The organism is Caloranaerobacter azorensis DSM 13643 (assembly GCF_900129995.1).
In the GTDB taxonomy this organism is placed as follows: Bacteria; Bacillota; Clostridia; order Tissierellales; family Thermohalobacteraceae; genus Caloranaerobacter; species Caloranaerobacter azorensis.
In genome coordinates this window covers 1-15,340 of sequence record NZ_FQXO01000055.1, presented here as the reverse complement: position 1 = coordinate 15,340, position 15,340 = coordinate 1, and the positions used below count along the sequence as shown (strand labels likewise).

Annotated in this window: 17 protein-coding genes and 1 riboswitch; of the genes, 7 read left to right on the top strand and 10 right to left on the bottom strand. The window is 29.4% G+C overall.

The annotated features are described in order from the left end of the window. Positions 1–265: hypothetical protein (locus tag BUB51_RS13140; RefSeq protein WP_083599576.1), on the top strand; the 265-nt coding region annotated here is incomplete at its 5' end. Positions 266–503: 238 nt separating this feature from the next. Here the strand turns inward: BUB51_RS13140 and hydG are convergent. The 6 genes from hydG to BUB51_RS08965 all read right to left on the bottom strand — a co-directional run bounded on the left by hydG (position 504) and on the right by BUB51_RS08965 (position 5,254). Beyond that, positions 504–1,922: a [FeFe] hydrogenase H-cluster radical SAM maturase HydG gene (gene hydG / locus BUB51_RS08990; RefSeq protein WP_073197202.1), complete on the bottom strand. Its 1,419-nt coding sequence runs from the start codon at positions 1,920–1,922 to the stop codon at positions 504–506. A 21-nt stretch (positions 1,923–1,943) separates the two neighbouring features. Then, positions 1,944–2,198: a TM1266 family iron-only hydrogenase system putative regulator gene (locus tag BUB51_RS08985; protein WP_073197200.1), complete on the bottom strand. Its 255-nt coding sequence runs from the start codon at positions 2,196–2,198 to the stop codon at positions 1,944–1,946. Between the two features lie 302 nt (positions 2,199–2,500). After that, positions 2,501–2,962, bottom strand: coding sequence for a spore coat protein (locus BUB51_RS08980; RefSeq protein ID WP_035163355.1), 462 nt, complete (start codon positions 2,960–2,962; stop codon positions 2,501–2,503). Positions 2,963–3,016: 54 nt separating this feature from the next. Then, a complete protein-coding gene (locus tag BUB51_RS08975; RefSeq protein ID WP_073197198.1) occupies positions 3,017–4,141 on the bottom strand; it encodes a bifunctional cystathionine gamma-lyase/homocysteine desulfhydrase in 1,125 nt (374 codons plus the stop codon). Between the two features lies 1 nt (position 4,142). Beyond that, a complete protein-coding gene (locus BUB51_RS08970) occupies positions 4,143–4,604 on the bottom strand; it encodes an S-ribosylhomocysteine lyase (protein WP_073197196.1) in 462 nt (153 codons plus the stop codon). 2 nt (positions 4,605–4,606) lie between these two features. After that, positions 4,607–5,254 carry a class I SAM-dependent methyltransferase gene (locus BUB51_RS08965; protein WP_073197194.1) on the bottom strand — a complete coding sequence of 216 codons (648 nt, stop codon included), beginning with the start codon at positions 5,252–5,254 and terminating at the stop codon, positions 4,607–4,609. A gap of 466 nt (positions 5,255–5,720) precedes the next feature. Between BUB51_RS08965 and BUB51_RS08960 the strand changes: the two genes are divergently transcribed. The 5 genes from BUB51_RS08960 (at position 5,721) to BUB51_RS08940 (ending at position 8,977) form a co-directional block, all read left to right on the top strand. After that, positions 5,721–6,125: a hypothetical protein gene (locus BUB51_RS08960; RefSeq protein ID WP_073197192.1), complete on the top strand. Its 405-nt coding sequence runs from the start codon at positions 5,721–5,723 to the stop codon at positions 6,123–6,125. 172 nt (positions 6,126–6,297) lie between these two features. Then, positions 6,298–6,507 (top strand): SHOCT domain-containing protein, encoded by a 210-nt coding sequence (locus BUB51_RS13640; protein WP_083599575.1) that lies wholly within the window; start codon positions 6,298–6,300, stop codon positions 6,505–6,507. Positions 6,508–6,538: 31 nt separating this feature from the next. Then, positions 6,539–6,778, top strand: a complete 240-nt coding sequence (locus tag BUB51_RS08950; RefSeq protein WP_035163357.1) for an SHOCT domain-containing protein — start codon at positions 6,539–6,541, stop codon at positions 6,776–6,778. A gap of 80 nt (positions 6,779–6,858) precedes the next feature. Next, a complete protein-coding gene (locus BUB51_RS08945; RefSeq protein WP_073197188.1) occupies positions 6,859–7,551 on the top strand; it encodes a response regulator transcription factor in 693 nt (230 codons plus the stop codon). Further along, positions 7,508–8,977, top strand: a complete 1,470-nt coding sequence (locus BUB51_RS08940) for a sensor histidine kinase (RefSeq protein ID WP_242945578.1) — start codon at positions 7,508–7,510, stop codon at positions 8,975–8,977. The genes BUB51_RS08945 and BUB51_RS08940 overlap by 44 nt, the downstream gene beginning before the upstream one ends. A gap of 34 nt (positions 8,978–9,011) precedes the next feature. On the opposite strand, the gene hcp is transcribed toward BUB51_RS08940, so the two are convergent. The 4 genes from hcp to BUB51_RS08920 form a co-directional block, all read right to left on the bottom strand. Then, positions 9,012–10,652: a hydroxylamine reductase gene (hcp, locus tag BUB51_RS08935; protein ID WP_073197184.1), complete on the bottom strand. Its 1,641-nt coding sequence runs from the start codon at positions 10,650–10,652 to the stop codon at positions 9,012–9,014. Between the two features lie 126 nt (positions 10,653–10,778). Beyond that, the gene (locus tag BUB51_RS08930) at positions 10,779–11,039 is read right to left on the bottom strand and encodes a CPF_0552 family protein (protein ID WP_073197182.1); all 261 of its coding nucleotides are present in this window, start codon (positions 11,037–11,039) and stop codon (positions 10,779–10,781) included. Between the two features lie 65 nt (positions 11,040–11,104). Beyond that, the gene (locus tag BUB51_RS08925; RefSeq protein WP_073197180.1) at positions 11,105–12,736 is read right to left on the bottom strand and encodes an MBL fold metallo-hydrolase RNA specificity domain-containing protein; all 1,632 of its coding nucleotides are present in this window, start codon (positions 12,734–12,736) and stop codon (positions 11,105–11,107) included. Between the two features lie 141 nt (positions 12,737–12,877). Further along, positions 12,878–13,204, bottom strand: coding sequence for a hypothetical protein (locus BUB51_RS08920; RefSeq protein ID WP_073197178.1), 327 nt, complete (start codon positions 13,202–13,204; stop codon positions 12,878–12,880). Between the two features lie 316 nt (positions 13,205–13,520). After that, positions 13,521–13,699, top strand: a riboswitch (cobalamin riboswitch). Between the two features lie 103 nt (positions 13,700–13,802). On the opposite strand from BUB51_RS08920, the gene cobT reads away from it, so the two are divergent. Further along, positions 13,803–14,849 carry a nicotinate-nucleotide--dimethylbenzimidazole phosphoribosyltransferase gene (gene cobT / locus BUB51_RS08915; protein WP_035163368.1) on the top strand — a complete coding sequence of 349 codons (1,047 nt, stop codon included), beginning with the start codon at positions 13,803–13,805 and terminating at the stop codon, positions 14,847–14,849. The last annotated feature ends 491 nt before the right edge of the window (positions 14,850–15,340 follow it).

The window sequence follows — 15,340 nt, the reverse complement described above, 5'->3', positions numbered from 1 at the left end:
AAAGAAAAAAAGAAAAGACAAAATAAGAGAGAGAATAAAGAAAAGGAGAAGACAAGAACGAGAAGAAAAAAGAGAATATGTAAGATACAAATGTATAGAATGTGGGATAGAAGAAGAGGTACCAAAAGATGTAGTAGAAATGTTTGACATACTAGATAGTGGAGATATAAGCGTACCACCGAGATTTGATTGTGTAGAATGTGGTGGCGTAATGGAGCCTATTAAATATAAGGGTGTACATGGTATAACATATAGACTAGAGTAATTAAGTTGCGGGTAGCAAAAAGAAGCGGGTCCCGCAAAGCGGGACCCTTTTTTTATGCAAATTTTTTCTCTGTAGTTTCCAGCAAAAATCGGAAAATCTCAAATTTTTAGTGCTTATTCTGAAATTCTTATAAATCAACGGACTATCGCCCTAAAAAATTTTCAAGTGCTAAATTTCTGTTTATAATCAAAAAAAATGAGTAGGAGGTAGATAGTTAATTCATCTACCTCCTACTCGATTAAAATCTAAGGTCTCTTTCACCATTTTCTATTCTTTCTAAATACTTGATTGTAGCTTTTCTTGCAGATTCTTTAGGTATTTGTTTTAAAGCTTCTTCTATAGTTTTTCTTCCAAGTTCTTTCAATTCTTCATCAGCATAGTCTAGTAAAAATTCTTTAAAAGTTAATAGTGCATTAGGTAGACATACATTATGAATTTGCCCAGCTTTAGCTAATGCCATAAATCTTTCGCCAGTTCTTCCTTCTCTATAGCAAGCTGTGCAGTAGCTTGGTATATAACCAGATTTACATAGACTCTTTAAAATTTCTATTGGGGAACGATGATCTTCTACTTCAAATTGAGGTTTCTCATCATCGTGATGTTTATGCATATACTCTTCAACATAACCACCTACACCTGTACATGAACCCGCACTAATCTGTGATATACCAAGAGATATAACTTCATCTCTATATTTTGGTGCTTCTCTAGTTGAAAGTATCATTCCAGTATAAGGTACAGCCAATCTGATAATTGCAACAATCTTTTTGAAGTCGTCATCAGAAACAAGATATGGATATTTATTAATATCAACACCTTCTGCAGGTCTCAATCTTGGAACGGAGATTGTATGAGGCCCTACTCCATATACACTATCCAGATGTTCAGCATGCATTAATAGTGCAATTGTATCGTATTTGTAATCATAGAGTCCGTAAAGCACACCTAATCCTACGTCATCAATTCCAGCCTGAAAGGCTCTATCCATAGCTGTTGTATGCCAGTTATAATCGTGTTTAGGGCCTTTTGGATGAACCTTTTCATATGTTGGTTTATGATATGTTTCTTGGAATAAGATGTATGTTCCTATTTCAGCTTCTTTTAATCTTTTATAATTTTCTATAGTTGTGGCTGCTATATTAACATTAATTCTTCTAATACTTCCATTATCAAATTTTATTGAATAAATAGTTTTTATGCAATCGATTATATAATCTAAAGTACAATTTACAGGATCTTCACCTGCCTCTAAAGCTAGTCTCTTATGTCCTAGAGATTCTAGAACTTTAACTTCTTCTTCAAGTTCTTTCATAGTTAATTTCTTTCTTTTAAAGTTCTTATTAGAATGTTTATATCCGCAGTATTCGCAGTTATTAACACAGTAATTGCTTACATATAAAGGTGCAAAAAGAACTATTCTTTTGCCATATATAGTTTCTTTAATATGTCTTGCTGTTTTGAACATTTCTTCTAATATATCTTCATCTTCTATGTTAAGTAATACGGCTGCTTCTCTATGAGTTAATCCTTTACATGTTTTTGCTTTTTCTAAAATGCTTCTAACAAATTCTTTATCTTGTGCTTTTTCCTTACCATACTCTATAGATTCAATAATTTCGGAATGAATTATAAAATCCTCGGCTCTATATTCTCTCATTTTAAGACCCCCTAAAATAAATTATTCTGTTTCGACCTTTGTCAGTGCCGACTTAACATTTACGCCTTTTATTTTTCCAAGTTTTCCCGTCATAGCACTTATTTCATCAGAAGTTCCGTCAACTATTAGAGAAATTACAGAAACATTTTTTTCTCTGTATGGTATTCCCATTCTTCCGATAATAATATTTGCAAAGTCATGAAGTATTGAATTTACTTTATCTGCATTTTCTATGTTTTCTATAACAATGCCTATAACGCCTATCCTATTTTTCATAATAAACACCTCCTTACATTTAAAAAACCTTCCGTAAAATACGGAAGGTTTTCATGCACACTAGTCCAAAAGCCATTAATACTGTCCAAAACAGTATACAGGCACTCTGAAAATCGTGTTATGTCTCCTTCCCCTTTTACTCGGAAAATCCTCGTAATTAGGTTGGATTTTTAATTATCCACTATGACGGAAAACCATCATAGCAGAATTACTTGTTATCATTATAACAAATATGCAAGTTGCTGTCTATATATTCTAACAATTTAATTAGTTATAAAAATTAACTTAATTACCAAAAGAGTTTATTTAACATTATACATTCCGTGGCTATTCATATAGTCAAAAAGTTCTTTTCCATGCTGTTGTTCATCTTGTTGTATATGTTGAAGAGCTTGCCTGATAGTTGGATTTACACATTCAAATATTACTGTATCGTAGGTTCCAGATACATATTTTTCAGTAGATAATAAATCGCTGCATAGAACTTTATCTGTCTGGTTATTCATAGCATTTTGAGCATTAGCTTGAGGCATAGGTTGCTGATTTGGCTGTGGATGACTTAAATCAGGCTGCTTACCGTTAAGGATTTGATTAATTATGTCATAATGATGTTGTTCTTCAGCAGCAATTTTATTAAATAATTGTTTTAATTGTGGATCTTGTGCTTGATTAGCATAATTTTGATATTTTTTTACACATGTTTCTTCTTGATTTTTTTGATCTTCTAAAAGCATTCTTTCTTTTTGACTAAGTTGTATTTGCATTAAAACACCTCCCACTAATTAATCTTAAACAGGGAGGTGAAAATTATTCATAAATTATTTTAAGTTTAATGTTAAATCACTAATAATATCTTCAACATCTTCAATACCTACTGAAAGTCTAACTAATGTATCAGTTATACCTAGTTTATCCCTAATTTCTGCTGGAATTGAAGCATGAGTCATTTTAGCAGGAACAGAAATTAAACTTTCAACTCCTCCAAGACTTTCTGCTAGTGTAATTATTTTTAAATTTGATAGTAGTTTATTTAGATATTCTTCATTAACAACTTCGAATGAAATCATTCCACCAAATTTTTTCATTTGCATGATTTTATTTTCATTTGCTTCAATACCTGGATAATATATTTTTTTGACCCATTCTTGTTCTTTAAGCCAATTTACTATTTTTTCAGCATTTTCACAGTGTCTATCCATACGTACATGTAGCGTCTTAATACCTTTAATTAAGAGCCAACTATCAAATGGACCAAGTATTGCACCTACTGAATTTTGAATAAAATGCATTTTATTGCCCAGTTCTTCATTATTTACAATAACTAAACCTGCAACCAAATCACTATGTCCGCCTAGATATTTTGTTGCACTGTGAATAACAATATCTGCTCCTAGCTTAATAGGTTTTTGCAGGTATGGAGTCATAAATGTATTATCAACAATAAGAAGTAAATTATTTTCTTTTGCTATTTTAGAAACTTCTTTAATGTCTGTTAATTTCATTAGAGGATTTGTAGGTGTTTCTATATAGATAGCTTTTGTGTTTTTCTTTATATATTTAGATATATCGTTTATATCATTAGTATTAATAAAATCATATTCTAAACCAAGATTTTTAAAAACTTTATCTACAACTCTAAACGTTCCTCCATAAACGTCATCACTTAAAATTATATGGTCGCCTGATTTAAATAACATTAAAACTGAAGATATAGCTGCCATACCGGAACTAAATGCAAAACCTCTAAAACCACCTTCTAAATCTGAAATTAATTTTTCTAAAGCTTCACGTGTCGGATTACCTGTTCTTGAGTACTCATATCCACTGTGCTGCCCAACTTTTTTTTGACGATACGTTGAAGTTTGATAAATAGGAACAGTAACTGCTCCTGTTTTTTCATCTCCATCTATACCTCCATGAATTACAAGTGAATTGAATTTCATTTTATTCCTCCTTTTCATATTTTTCTTTAAGACCTTTTAATACTTTCTTAGAATATTCTTTAGCTCCAAATAAAGACATATCTCTATAATTTCCACATTGTACTGGATTTACTGCTGGTATTTCTTTAGCTAATAGAATTTTCTCTAAAGACTTTATAAGTGCATGTGCTACTTCGTTTTCATTTATTTCACCTACTATTATTAGATAAAAACCAGTTCTGCATCCCATAGGAGATATGTCTACGACATTATCAAGTTCTTCTCTAATAAAACCTGCTAATAAGTGTTCTATTGCATGAATAGCTCCAGTAGGTATTGCTTCAACATTAGGCTGTGTAAATCTTAAATCAAACTTTGAAATACTATCTCCTTTAGGTGTTGTAATAACGCCACATTTTCTTACATATGGAGCTTTTACTTTAGTATGGTCTAGTGTAAAGCTTTCAACAATTATATTTTCCATATTTAATAACCTCCTTTTATGGCAGATATTACCCATACAAATTTATTCATCTTTTTTAATGAGTACGAGTAATTTAATTCTTTAAATAGAGCACATAAGTCATCTAATAACTCGTAATATTCAGTTCTTAAGTCATTAAGAAGATTAAAGCATTTATTTGATTCTATATATTTTAATAAGTTTTCCTTGTATTCAATAGATTCAAACATTGTATCGGCAATTACTATCTTTCCATTGTTATTCAATTTACTATCGAGATATTCTAAAGATTTCTTTTTTTCATAATAAGTTAAATGATGGAAAGCGTATGAAGAAACTATTGCATCTATTTTTTTATTTATAGGTATTGATAAAAAATGTCCATCTAAAATATCTACATTTGGCAATTTTTCTTTAGCTATTTTTCTCATTTCTTTAGACGGTTCAATTCCAACTATATTTGATTTTTTTTCATAAAGCACTTTAGTTAAATTTCCTGTTCCAACACCTATTTCAACGATTGTACCGTTTTTATCTGAAACTTCATCTGATATATATTTAAGAATATCTTTATAGTTTTCAAAGACTTCTACATATTCATTATTAGTACCGTATACAGTTTCATCGTAAGATTTAGCCCATTCATCAAATAATTTATTAAAATTAGGCATTTTTAACCTCCTTCCGAATTAGAAATCACAATTTAAAATATAAAATATATTAGTTTAATTGATATTATAACATAAACACATAAAAACATATAGGAATAGTAGGAATTAGTTTATCATATTTTTTTATTAGTTTCAACATTAAAACAATTTTTACCTATTGATAAATATTATATTTTTAAAAGCAGTTATAGAAAAAAACTATTAGATAACAAATATAATAAACATGAAAAGTCCGACTAAATTGATAGGAAAACATGGAGTAATAAATGAAAAAATTAATGCAGAAGGTATAATTACGATGTTTATTAATAGGGAGCCTTATTATTAACGAGTGACATCGAGCGTAGATGTTACTTTTTTAGGTTTTATTTAAAAAGATTTTGTTTGAAACTATTAATTTCATAATTTTTTCACAAATAAGTTTTATAATGAACATAACAAGAGGTAGCAAAGGAGGTATTTTAATATGAAAGTAAATAAAAAAGTTACTTGGTCTTTAATTTTAACATTAATAATAACATTAGCAATTGGAGCAATAGCTTTAGCAGATACATGGCAATACTTTAGGTTTAGAGGAACAATGAATGGATATAGGTATAGCAATGGTTATGAACATATGTGGAATAATGGCTATAATGGTATGTCAGACATGATGACAGTATCAAATGTTTCTTTTAATAATGTAAATAATATTAATGAAAAAATGACATTGAATGAGATTAAGCAAAATATAAATAATTATTTGAAAAATTATGATGAAAATTTGGAGATAGGATATATATATCCTGAACCAGGCCCTAATATGATGTGGAATGAAAAATATGGCATGCATAGTCGATTTGGTTTTGGAATGATGGGCTTGTTTCCGTAATAAATGAAGGACATGAATTTTATGGATATTATACATTTCATGTTAATAAAGATAATCAGATTGTAGGTATGCTAAGTGTGAATTATTATACAGGCGATGTATGGTATCATACATGGCATGGAGAATTAGATAAAGTAGTATCTAATCATAAAGAAGAATAGGAGGAACTATTATGATGATGGGTTTTGGTATGGGATGCGGATTTTTAGGTATACTTTTATTAGGTATTGTCGTATATTTAATATTTAAATATACAAACGGAAGAAAACACCATGGATATTATGATAAAAGTGATGCTTTAGAAATATTAAAAGAAAGATATGCAAAAGGTGAGATTACAGAAGAGGAATATGAAAGAAAGAAAAATATGTTGATTGACTAAAAAATAAAAGATTATAGAGGGAGGGAGTAAAATGTGTCATTTTCTAGGTTATGGATTTAATTTTTCTTGGCTATGGATATTAGGTTTTAATTTAATTAAAATATTGGCAGTTATTGCTCTTGTAGTACTATTTATTAAACTGATTAATAAGAATAGAATAGACAGCTATAGATATTCTAGTAGGGCTTTAAAGATACTAGATGAAAAATATGCTAATGGAGAAATTAGCGAAGAAGAGTATAGACATAAAAAGAAAATTTTAGAATCTTAATCAACATAATGTCCAGTATTGCAAAATACTGGGCATTATAGTATTCTTGTATAAAGAAAAAATTTAATAGAGGTGTCATTATGAAGCCAAATAAGAAAAATATTTTATTAGTTGATGATGAAGAGCAAATTATAAATGTTGTGAGGGCTTATTTAGAAAAAGAAGGCTATAATGTATTTACTGCATATAATGGAAAAGAGGCTTTAGATGTATTTAATAAAGAATCAATAGATTTTATAGTACTCGATTTAATGCTGCCTGATTTACCAGGAGAAGAAGTTTGTAAAAAAATAAGAATCAAATCAGAAGTACCAATACTCATGTTGACTGCTAAAGTTGATGAAACAGATAGAATAAATGGATTAGATATAGGTGCAGATGATTATATGATAAAGCCATTTAGTCCAAAGGAGCTTGTAGCACGAGTAAGAGCAATATTTAGAAGAACTAGTAAGGAGCTTGTGAAAGCTGATGTAATTGAATTTAATGATGGAGATTTAATAATTGACATTAATAAAATGGAAGTTAAAAAGCGTGGAAAACTAATAAAATTGACACCAAAAGAATTTAAATTGCTAACAGTATTGGCTAAGAATCTTGGAAAAGTATTTACTAGGGAAGAACTTATAGATAAAGTATTGGGATACGATTATGAGGGATATGATAGAACTATTGATGCTCATATAAAAAATCTTAGACACAAAATAGAGGATGAGGAAAATAAATATATTGTTACAGTATATGGAGTCGGATATAAATTTCTGGAGGATTAAAGATGTTTCAAAAGATAAGAACAAGATTAATATTAATTATTTTAGGAGCAACTTTTTTTCTATATTGGTAGTGAGCATAGTAACAAATATAACTTTATTTAAGAAATTTGATGTATATATGAAAGATGAACTAACAAATAGGGTTAATGAAATTATTAAACTTATTGAATATACTTATTCAATAGATAATGCTTGGACTGAAAAGAATTTGAATAATATCAGTAAGTCACCTCTTATAAATGATTTTGATATAGTGATTAAAGACCTTGATGGTAGTATTATTTTTGCACATTATATGGAATCAGATATTTTAAAAATACATAATGAGATGATGCGGCAAATGGGATATCATATGATGCATAAAATAGATAAATCTATGATGTGGGGGTCAATAAAGCGAAAGAATTATGTTACTAAAAGTTTTATTATAGAAGTTAATGGTAGAGATGTTGGAATAGTTGAGCTTGGTTATTATGGACCATTTTTAGTATCTGAAAGAGAGTTAGAATTTGCAAGAGGCATAAATAATTCAATTATTTATGCTGCAATAATATCTTTATTTATTGCATTTATACTAGGGATTTATTCTTCTAAGATTATTTCAAAACCTATTTTGAAAATAACAAGAGTAGCTAATGAGATACGAAGAGGTAATTTAGATACTAAAGTCTTAATATCGAATAACATAACCGAACTTAAAGAGCTTTCAAAATCAATAAACCATCTAGCAGAATCTTTAAAAGAGCAACAAGAGTTAAGGAAGAGATTAACTGCAGATATATCTCATGAGTTAAGAACGCCTTTAACTATATTACAAAGTCATATTGAAGCAATAAGTGATGGAATATGGGAACCTACACAAGAAAGATTAGATATTTGCAAAAATGAGGTTATAAGGTTAATTAAACTTGTAGAGCAATTAAAATATCTGACAGATATAGAAAAACATAGAATTACGTTAGAAGTTAAAAAAATTAATTTGTCCAAATTATTAAATGAAATAATAGATAGTTTAGAATATCAATTTCAGAATAAGAATATTAAACTTAAAAGATTCCTAAAAGAAAATGTTTTTATAAATGCAGATAAAGACAAGGTAAGTCAAATAATTATTAATATACTTTCTAATGCTTTGAAATTTACAAATCCAGGAGGACAAGTAGATGTTGCTTTAGAAGAAAATGAAGAAAAGGTAAATATAATTATTAAAGATACGGGTATAGGAATACCTAAAAAAGATATACCATATATATTTGAGAGATTTTATAGGAGTGATAAATCAAGAAGTAGGAAAACTGGTGGTGCAGGCATTGGTTTAACTATAGCTAAAATGCTTGTTGAAGCTCATAATGGGAAGATAGAAGTTGAGAGTGAGTTAGGTAAGGGTAGTAAGTTTACTGTAATATTAAATAAAGATTTTAGATAAAAAAAGGCTATCTCGATAGAGACAGCCTTTTTATTTAGCCTAATATTTCTTTCATATCTGCTTCTGCATTTGAAATAGGTTTTATATTGAATTTATCAACTAATACTTGCAATACATTTGGTGAAATGAATGCCGGTAAAGTCGGTCCAAGATAGATATTTTTAATATTTAATGATAATAATGTAAGAAGGATACATACTGCCTTTTGTTCATACCATGATAGTATCATTGATAGAGGCAGTTCATTTACATCGCATTCAAAAGCATCTGCAAGAGCAACTGCTATCTTTATAGCTGAATAAGCATCATTACATTGTCCTACATCTAATAATCTTGGGAATTCTCCAATTTTACCAAAGTCTTTTTTATTAAATCTATATTTTCCACAAGCTAATGTTAAAATTATTGTATCCTTTGGTGTTTTTTCAGCAAATTCAGTATAATAATTTCTTCCTGGTCTAGCACCATCACATCCACCTATTAAGAAGAAGTGTCTGATATCACCTTTTTTTACAGCCTCAATAATTTTATCAGATAGGCTTAATACCGTATTATGTCCAAATCCTACTAAAATTTTCTTTTCTTCTTCGTCTTCTTGCCAACCACCAAGCTCTAAAGCTTTTTCTATTAAAGGTGTAAAATCTTTTTTACCATTTACTTCTTCTATATGAGCTACATCTGGCCAACCTACTATGCTAGTAGTAAAAATTCTGTCTTTATAGCTGTCTCTAGGTTTTTGTAAACAGTTTGTTGTCATTAATATTGCACCAGGTATGTTATCGAATTCTTTTTGTTGATCTTGCCATGCACCACCGTAGTTACCAACTAAATGCGGATATTTTTTAAGTTCAGGATATGCATGAGCTGGTAACATTTCTCCGTGAGTATAAATATTTATACCTTTACCTTCTGTTTGCTCAAGAAGTTCTTTTAAATCTTTTAAGTCGTGACCAGAAACTATTATGAAAGGTCCTTTTTTCTTAGTTATTAATACTTCAGTTGGTTCAGGATTACCATAGGCACCAGTATTAGCACTATCTAATAATTCCATACACTTGAAGTTAACTTGACCTAATTCCATATTTAGATTAAATAAATCATCTATAGTTAAATTATCATTTAAAGTAGCAGCTAGTCCTTTATAGAAGAAATTATTTACAGTTTCATCAGTTTTACCTAAAACATAAGCATGGTGTGCATATGCAGCCATTCCTTTTAAACCATAAATAAGTAATTCTCTAAGTGAACGAATGTCTTGATCTAGATCTTCATCAGCCATTACCCCAACTTTTTTTGCATCATCTATCATTTCTTCTTTTGTAGAAGGTATTTTGTAATTTGCAGCATCTGGAATGTTTTCTTCGATATTTCCGGCTAATTCTTTAAGATTTTCTTTTATTTTATAAGCTTTATTAATATATTCAACAAACCTTTCTGCGTCAAAGTTAACATTAGTTAAAGTAGCGAACATTGCATCCATAACGAATTTATGAGTTTCTTTATCGATTTTTTTACCTTTTTCTAATATTTTTTGTCCATAAAAACCTATTCCTTTTAATAAGTAAATAAGTAAGTCTTGTAGAGCTGCAACCTCTGGGTCTTTTCCACAAACACCCATTTTAACACAGCCTTTTCCACCTGCTGTTTGTTCACATTGGTAACAGAACATTTCCATAATGACTCCTCCTTTTATTTTCCTTTATTTATAATTTACCCAAAATTTAAAAATAATTCAGTGATTTGAATCACAAAATGAAAAAGCCTTCTATTAGTTTTACTAATAGAAGGCTTGATTATAAGTTTAAGAAGGAAATTCCATTTTTCTAATTATAACGCCATTTATCGCACTTAATTTTTCTTCTAATTCACTACATTTATTTCCACAGTTATTAGTTAATTCAAGTATTATTAATCCTTTTTCTGTACAATTATTGTTTTCTATTTGCTGATGTAAACCTAATCTAGTCTTAATAATACATCCGTAGTCAGTTAATATCTTTTGTACTTCAGATACTTCTTTGAAACGATTATCGATTTGCAGACCCAAAATTATTTTTGACATATTATCCCTCCATATATATTTTTTAATTTTACAATAATATTATCAAAAAATTATATTTTTAAACATTAATTTCCTAAAAGGATACTTATATCTAATAATTTTTGTTGTAATTCTATAAGTCTATTTTTCAATTTATCATAGTCTTTTTTCAATATTTCTTCATCAATAATCTTTTCAGTGTTAGCAATTAGGGTTTCAAATTGATCATATACTTCTTGTAATTCTTTTTTAATATTTTCTTTCTTCTTAAGAGGTTCTAATATTTCACCATGATAAACTTTTGCTTCATTATCTTTAAATTCATAAATATATCCCATATTTGGTATGATAGTATCGACTTTGTAGGTTTCTTTAATTAATTCCGCTAATTTTTTGGCCGATTGTTCTTCACCGTGCACTACAAAGACTTTTTCAGGGAATTTTTTAAAACCTTTTAACCAATCCATTAGGCCTTTTTGATCGGCGTGTCCAGAAAAACCTTCAATACTATATATTTCTGCTAAAACACTTATCTCTTCTCCTAATATTTTGACTTTTTTCACACCGTCTTTAAGCATTCTACCTAAAGTACCTTCTGCCTGATAACCTACAAATATAACACTATTTTCTTTTTTCCAAAGATTATGTTTAAGATGATGCCTAATTCTACCAGCAGTACACATTCCGCTAGCTGAAATAATGACTTTTGGATAATTATATTCGTTTAGCCGCATAGATTCTTTTTGATCATTGACAAAATGGAGATTTTCAAATTCAAATGGATTATCTCCGCTTAATATGAGTTTTTTAGCTTCATCATCAAAACAATATGGATTATCTTTAAAAACTTGAGTAGCCGAAACAGCCATTGGGCTGTCAATGTATATAGGTATTTTTTTATATGTTTCTATTATGTCTAAATTCTCATAATAATTGTTTAATTCATAGATTAATTCTTGAGTTCTTCCTACAGCAAACGAAGGTATAATAACTGTACCGCCTCTGGATACGGTTTTATCTATTATTTCTATTAATTTATTAGTTCTTTCAGCAACGCTTTCATGTAATCTATCGCCATACGTTGATTCTATAATTAGATAGTCGGCTTCCTCTATGAGCTCTGGATTCCTTAATATAGGTTTGTTTTTCATTCCTAAATCGCCAGAATAAACTATCTTTATTGTTTTATTATTTTCTGTAATCCATAATTCTATTATCGAAGAACCAAGAAGATGGCCGGCATCTCTAAATCTGACTTGAATATCTTCGTTTAAATTAATCTTTTGATTATATAAAACAGGTTTAAAATAGTTTAAACTTATATTAGCATCTTCTGCTGTATATAGAGGGCTAATAGGAGCTTTACCGGCACGTATACGTTTCCTGTTAAGCCATTTTGTATCTGATTCTTGTATGTGTCCGCTATCTAATAGCATGATTTTACATAGATCATAAGTAGCTTTTGTACAAATTATTTTACCTTTAAAGCCTTCTTTTACTAATTTTGGGATTCTACCACTATGGTCTATGTGAGCATGACTCAGCAAAACAAAGTCAATTTCAGAAGGATTGTATTCAAAATCCTTGAAATTTAGTTTTTCTAGTTCCTCACTGCCCTGGAACATACCACAGTCGATTAAAATTTTGTATTTATCTGTAGTAATTAAGTGATTAGAACCTGTTACAACTTCAGCAGCTCCATAAAAATGTATTTTCATTTTCACTCCTCCTAAATCTGTTGTGTTGTTTGTTTTAGATTTTATATCGTTTAATATATACCCATTTATTTCTACATAAAGAAATAAAAATCCTCTTTGGAGAAATAAATCCAAAGAGGAAGGGGGATGTGTTCTTATATCTTAAGGATTAGATACTTTATGAATAATTAATACAAGTATAGTTAAGCAGGTTATTGTAAATGAATCTATATCTTTAAATACTAACTCAAAAGATATTGATAAACCTATAACTGCAATTATAATTTTTGCTATATCGGCAAATTTATCATTTAGATTATGCAAATAGCTAGTAATTATGGTTGTGGTAATTAGTATAGAACTTGCTGCTATTGATATCCATAGATTTGCTGCAATTCTAAAGATTATAGTAGATATTATGAAATATAAAAAGTATATTATATAGATATGTTTTTTTGTATTCATATTGCAAATAGATGATTTTTTCATTTTATATTGACCCCTTTATTTTTGAAATTAAGTTAACTGTAAAAATTAGATATTGATATTTAATTTCTATTTCTGATTACATTATAAAGAACCTACTATTATTTGTAAAGAATGTTTTATAAATGATTTTAATAAATTGTTTGTTATTCAAACCTTTAAAATTTAAAGTTGAAATATTTTTCTATTTAATTAATTTAGTATAAAAAATGATTAAAGAGTTTATGATTGCTTTAGATGAAGATGGCTAGATAAAAAATTTATTAGTATTTAGCAGGAATTTTTTTTAGTGCATAGAATATATCCTTTTAGTATACAAATTAATACAAAAATTATAGGTGCCCGTTTAGGGAGAATAGGGAATGGAGTGGAAATCTCCAGCGGACCCGCCACTGTGAAGGTGAGCCTTTAAACATGATGCCACTGGATATTAATCTGGGAAGGCGTTTAAAGGTGTTGAACCTGAGCCAGGAGACCTGCCTATAATTTACATAAAACTCATGGATGATGGTAAAGTTCATGGTTTGTTTGTCATGCACAAATAAACTATGAACTTTTTTAGTTATAAGAAAATAAATATAGAAAAGAAGGGGGACAAAATATGGATTTATTAAAACAAACTATTAGTAAAATTGGAGAACTCGATAAGGAAGCTATGGCAAAGGCAAAAGAAAGGGTGGATAATCTTATTAAACCGCCCGGGAGTTTAGGAAGATTGGAGGAGATAGTCATTCAGCTTGCAGGAATAACGGGGGAACTTTATCCAAAGGTAGATAAAAAAGTGGTTATAGTTATGGCAGCAGACCACGGTGTTTTTGAAGAAGGAGTTGTAGTATTTCCGCAGGAAGTAACAGAAATTCAAACTAGAAATATGGCAAGAGGGGTAACAGGAGTTTGTGCATTAGCAAAACAAGCTAGAGCTGATGTAGTACCTGTAGATATAGGTGTGAAGGTAGATATAGATGAGATTGGAATAATAAGTAGGAAAGTGAAGTATGGAACAGATAATATGGCTAAAGGGCCTGCTATGAGTAGAGAGGAAGCAATAAAATCTTTAGAAGTTGGAATACAAGTTGCTGAAGAACAGATTAAAAAAGGAAAAAATATTTTGGCAACTGGAGAAATGGGAATATGTAATACTACTCCAAGTGCGGCGATTGTTTCGGTTATAGGCGGATATGATCCTTTTGAAGTAACGGGAATAGGAGCTAATTTTCCGGTAGAAAGACTTGAGCATAAAGCTGGAGTAGTAAAGAGAGCTATAGAAATAAATAATCCTAATCCGAAGGATGGGATAGATGTTCTTGCTAAAGTTGGAGGGCTTGAAATAGGCGGAATGGCTGGAGTGATGCTTGCGGGAGCAGCTAATAGGGTGCCGGTAGTGATAGATGGATTTATTTCTCTGGCAGCTGCTCTTATAGCATGTACTATAGAGCCTAAAACTAAAAATTTTCTTATACCTTCCCATGCATCGAAGGAAAAGGGAGCAGTATATGCAGCAGAGTTTCTTGGACTAAAACCAATGCTTTACATGGATATGAGACTTGGAGAAGGAACGGGGGCAGTACTTGCTTTAAATTTAATTGAGGCAGCTACGTATATGAATAATGAAATGATTACATTTGCTGAAGCCGGGATACCAGTATAAAGATACAAGGAGACGGTTCTAGTGTATTTTTAAGAAAACAGAAGAACCGTCTCTTATTGATTTATATACTCAATAAATATTAAGTTATTCTTTTTGTCATTTATTTCATATGCTATTATGAATACTGAATTTTCTTTTTAATATTCTATTACTTTTAAGTTTCCCCATTTTTTTGAGAAGGAAATAAAAAAGAAATTGTGGATAAGAAAATACGAAGCCATACATTTATCAACAGATTTAATAAATTGTACAAAAAAAGAGTTGACCCCCTTATTCTTTGGTATAATTAAATTAAGCAGAAAATACTAAAGAAAAGAGGGTTAACTCATGTCTTATTATAACAAACTTATATACCAAATTAAAAGGAAAATTAATAATTTTGTTGATAATATTTGTTCAGATTTAAATAAAACTCAATATAAATTTGTATTTCAAATGATATATGGATTAATGGAAGCTCAATCTGTTAAATTAAGTGATATTGCTCGCTG

Bases quoted from the DNA above. Each gene is read 5' to 3' on its own strand.
- BUB51_RS08950 (WP_035163357.1), top strand. From the start codon at position 6,539: ATGTGTCATTTTCTAGGTTATGGATTTAATTTTTCTTGGCTATGGATA.
- BUB51_RS08980 (WP_035163355.1), bottom strand. From the start codon at position 2,962: ATGCAAATACAACTTAGTCAAAAAGAAAGAATGCTTTTAGAAGATCAA.
- BUB51_RS08930 (WP_073197182.1), bottom strand. From the start codon at position 11,039: ATGTCAAAAATAATTTTGGGTCTGCAAATCGATAATCGTTTCAAAGAA.
- hcp (WP_073197184.1), bottom strand. From the start codon at position 10,652: ATGGAAATGTTCTGTTACCAATGTGAACAAACAGCAGGTGGAAAAGGC.
- cobT (WP_035163368.1), top strand. From the start codon at position 13,803: ATGGATTTATTAAAACAAACTATTAGTAAAATTGGAGAACTCGATAAG.
- BUB51_RS08960 (WP_073197192.1), top strand. From the start codon at position 5,721: ATGAAAGTAAATAAAAAAGTTACTTGGTCTTTAATTTTAACATTAATA.
- hydG (WP_073197202.1), bottom strand. From the start codon at position 1,922: ATGAGAGAATATAGAGCCGAGGATTTTATAATTCATTCCGAAATTATT.
- BUB51_RS08965 (WP_073197194.1), bottom strand. From the start codon at position 5,254: ATGCCTAATTTTAATAAATTATTTGATGAATGGGCTAAATCTTACGAT.
- BUB51_RS08945 (WP_073197188.1), top strand. From the start codon at position 6,859: ATGAAGCCAAATAAGAAAAATATTTTATTAGTTGATGATGAAGAGCAA.
- BUB51_RS13640 (WP_083599575.1), top strand. From the start codon at position 6,298: ATGATGATGGGTTTTGGTATGGGATGCGGATTTTTAGGTATACTTTTA.
- BUB51_RS08920 (WP_073197178.1), bottom strand. From the start codon at position 13,204: ATGAAAAAATCATCTATTTGCAATATGAATACAAAAAAACATATCTAT.
- BUB51_RS08975 (WP_073197198.1), bottom strand. From the start codon at position 4,141: ATGAAATTCAATTCACTTGTAATTCATGGAGGTATAGATGGAGATGAA.
- BUB51_RS08970 (WP_073197196.1), bottom strand. From the start codon at position 4,604: ATGGAAAATATAATTGTTGAAAGCTTTACACTAGACCATACTAAAGTA.
- BUB51_RS08985 (WP_073197200.1), bottom strand. From the start codon at position 2,198: ATGAAAAATAGGATAGGCGTTATAGGCATTGTTATAGAAAACATAGAA.
- BUB51_RS08925 (WP_073197180.1), bottom strand. From the start codon at position 12,736: ATGAAAATACATTTTTATGGAGCTGCTGAAGTTGTAACAGGTTCTAAT.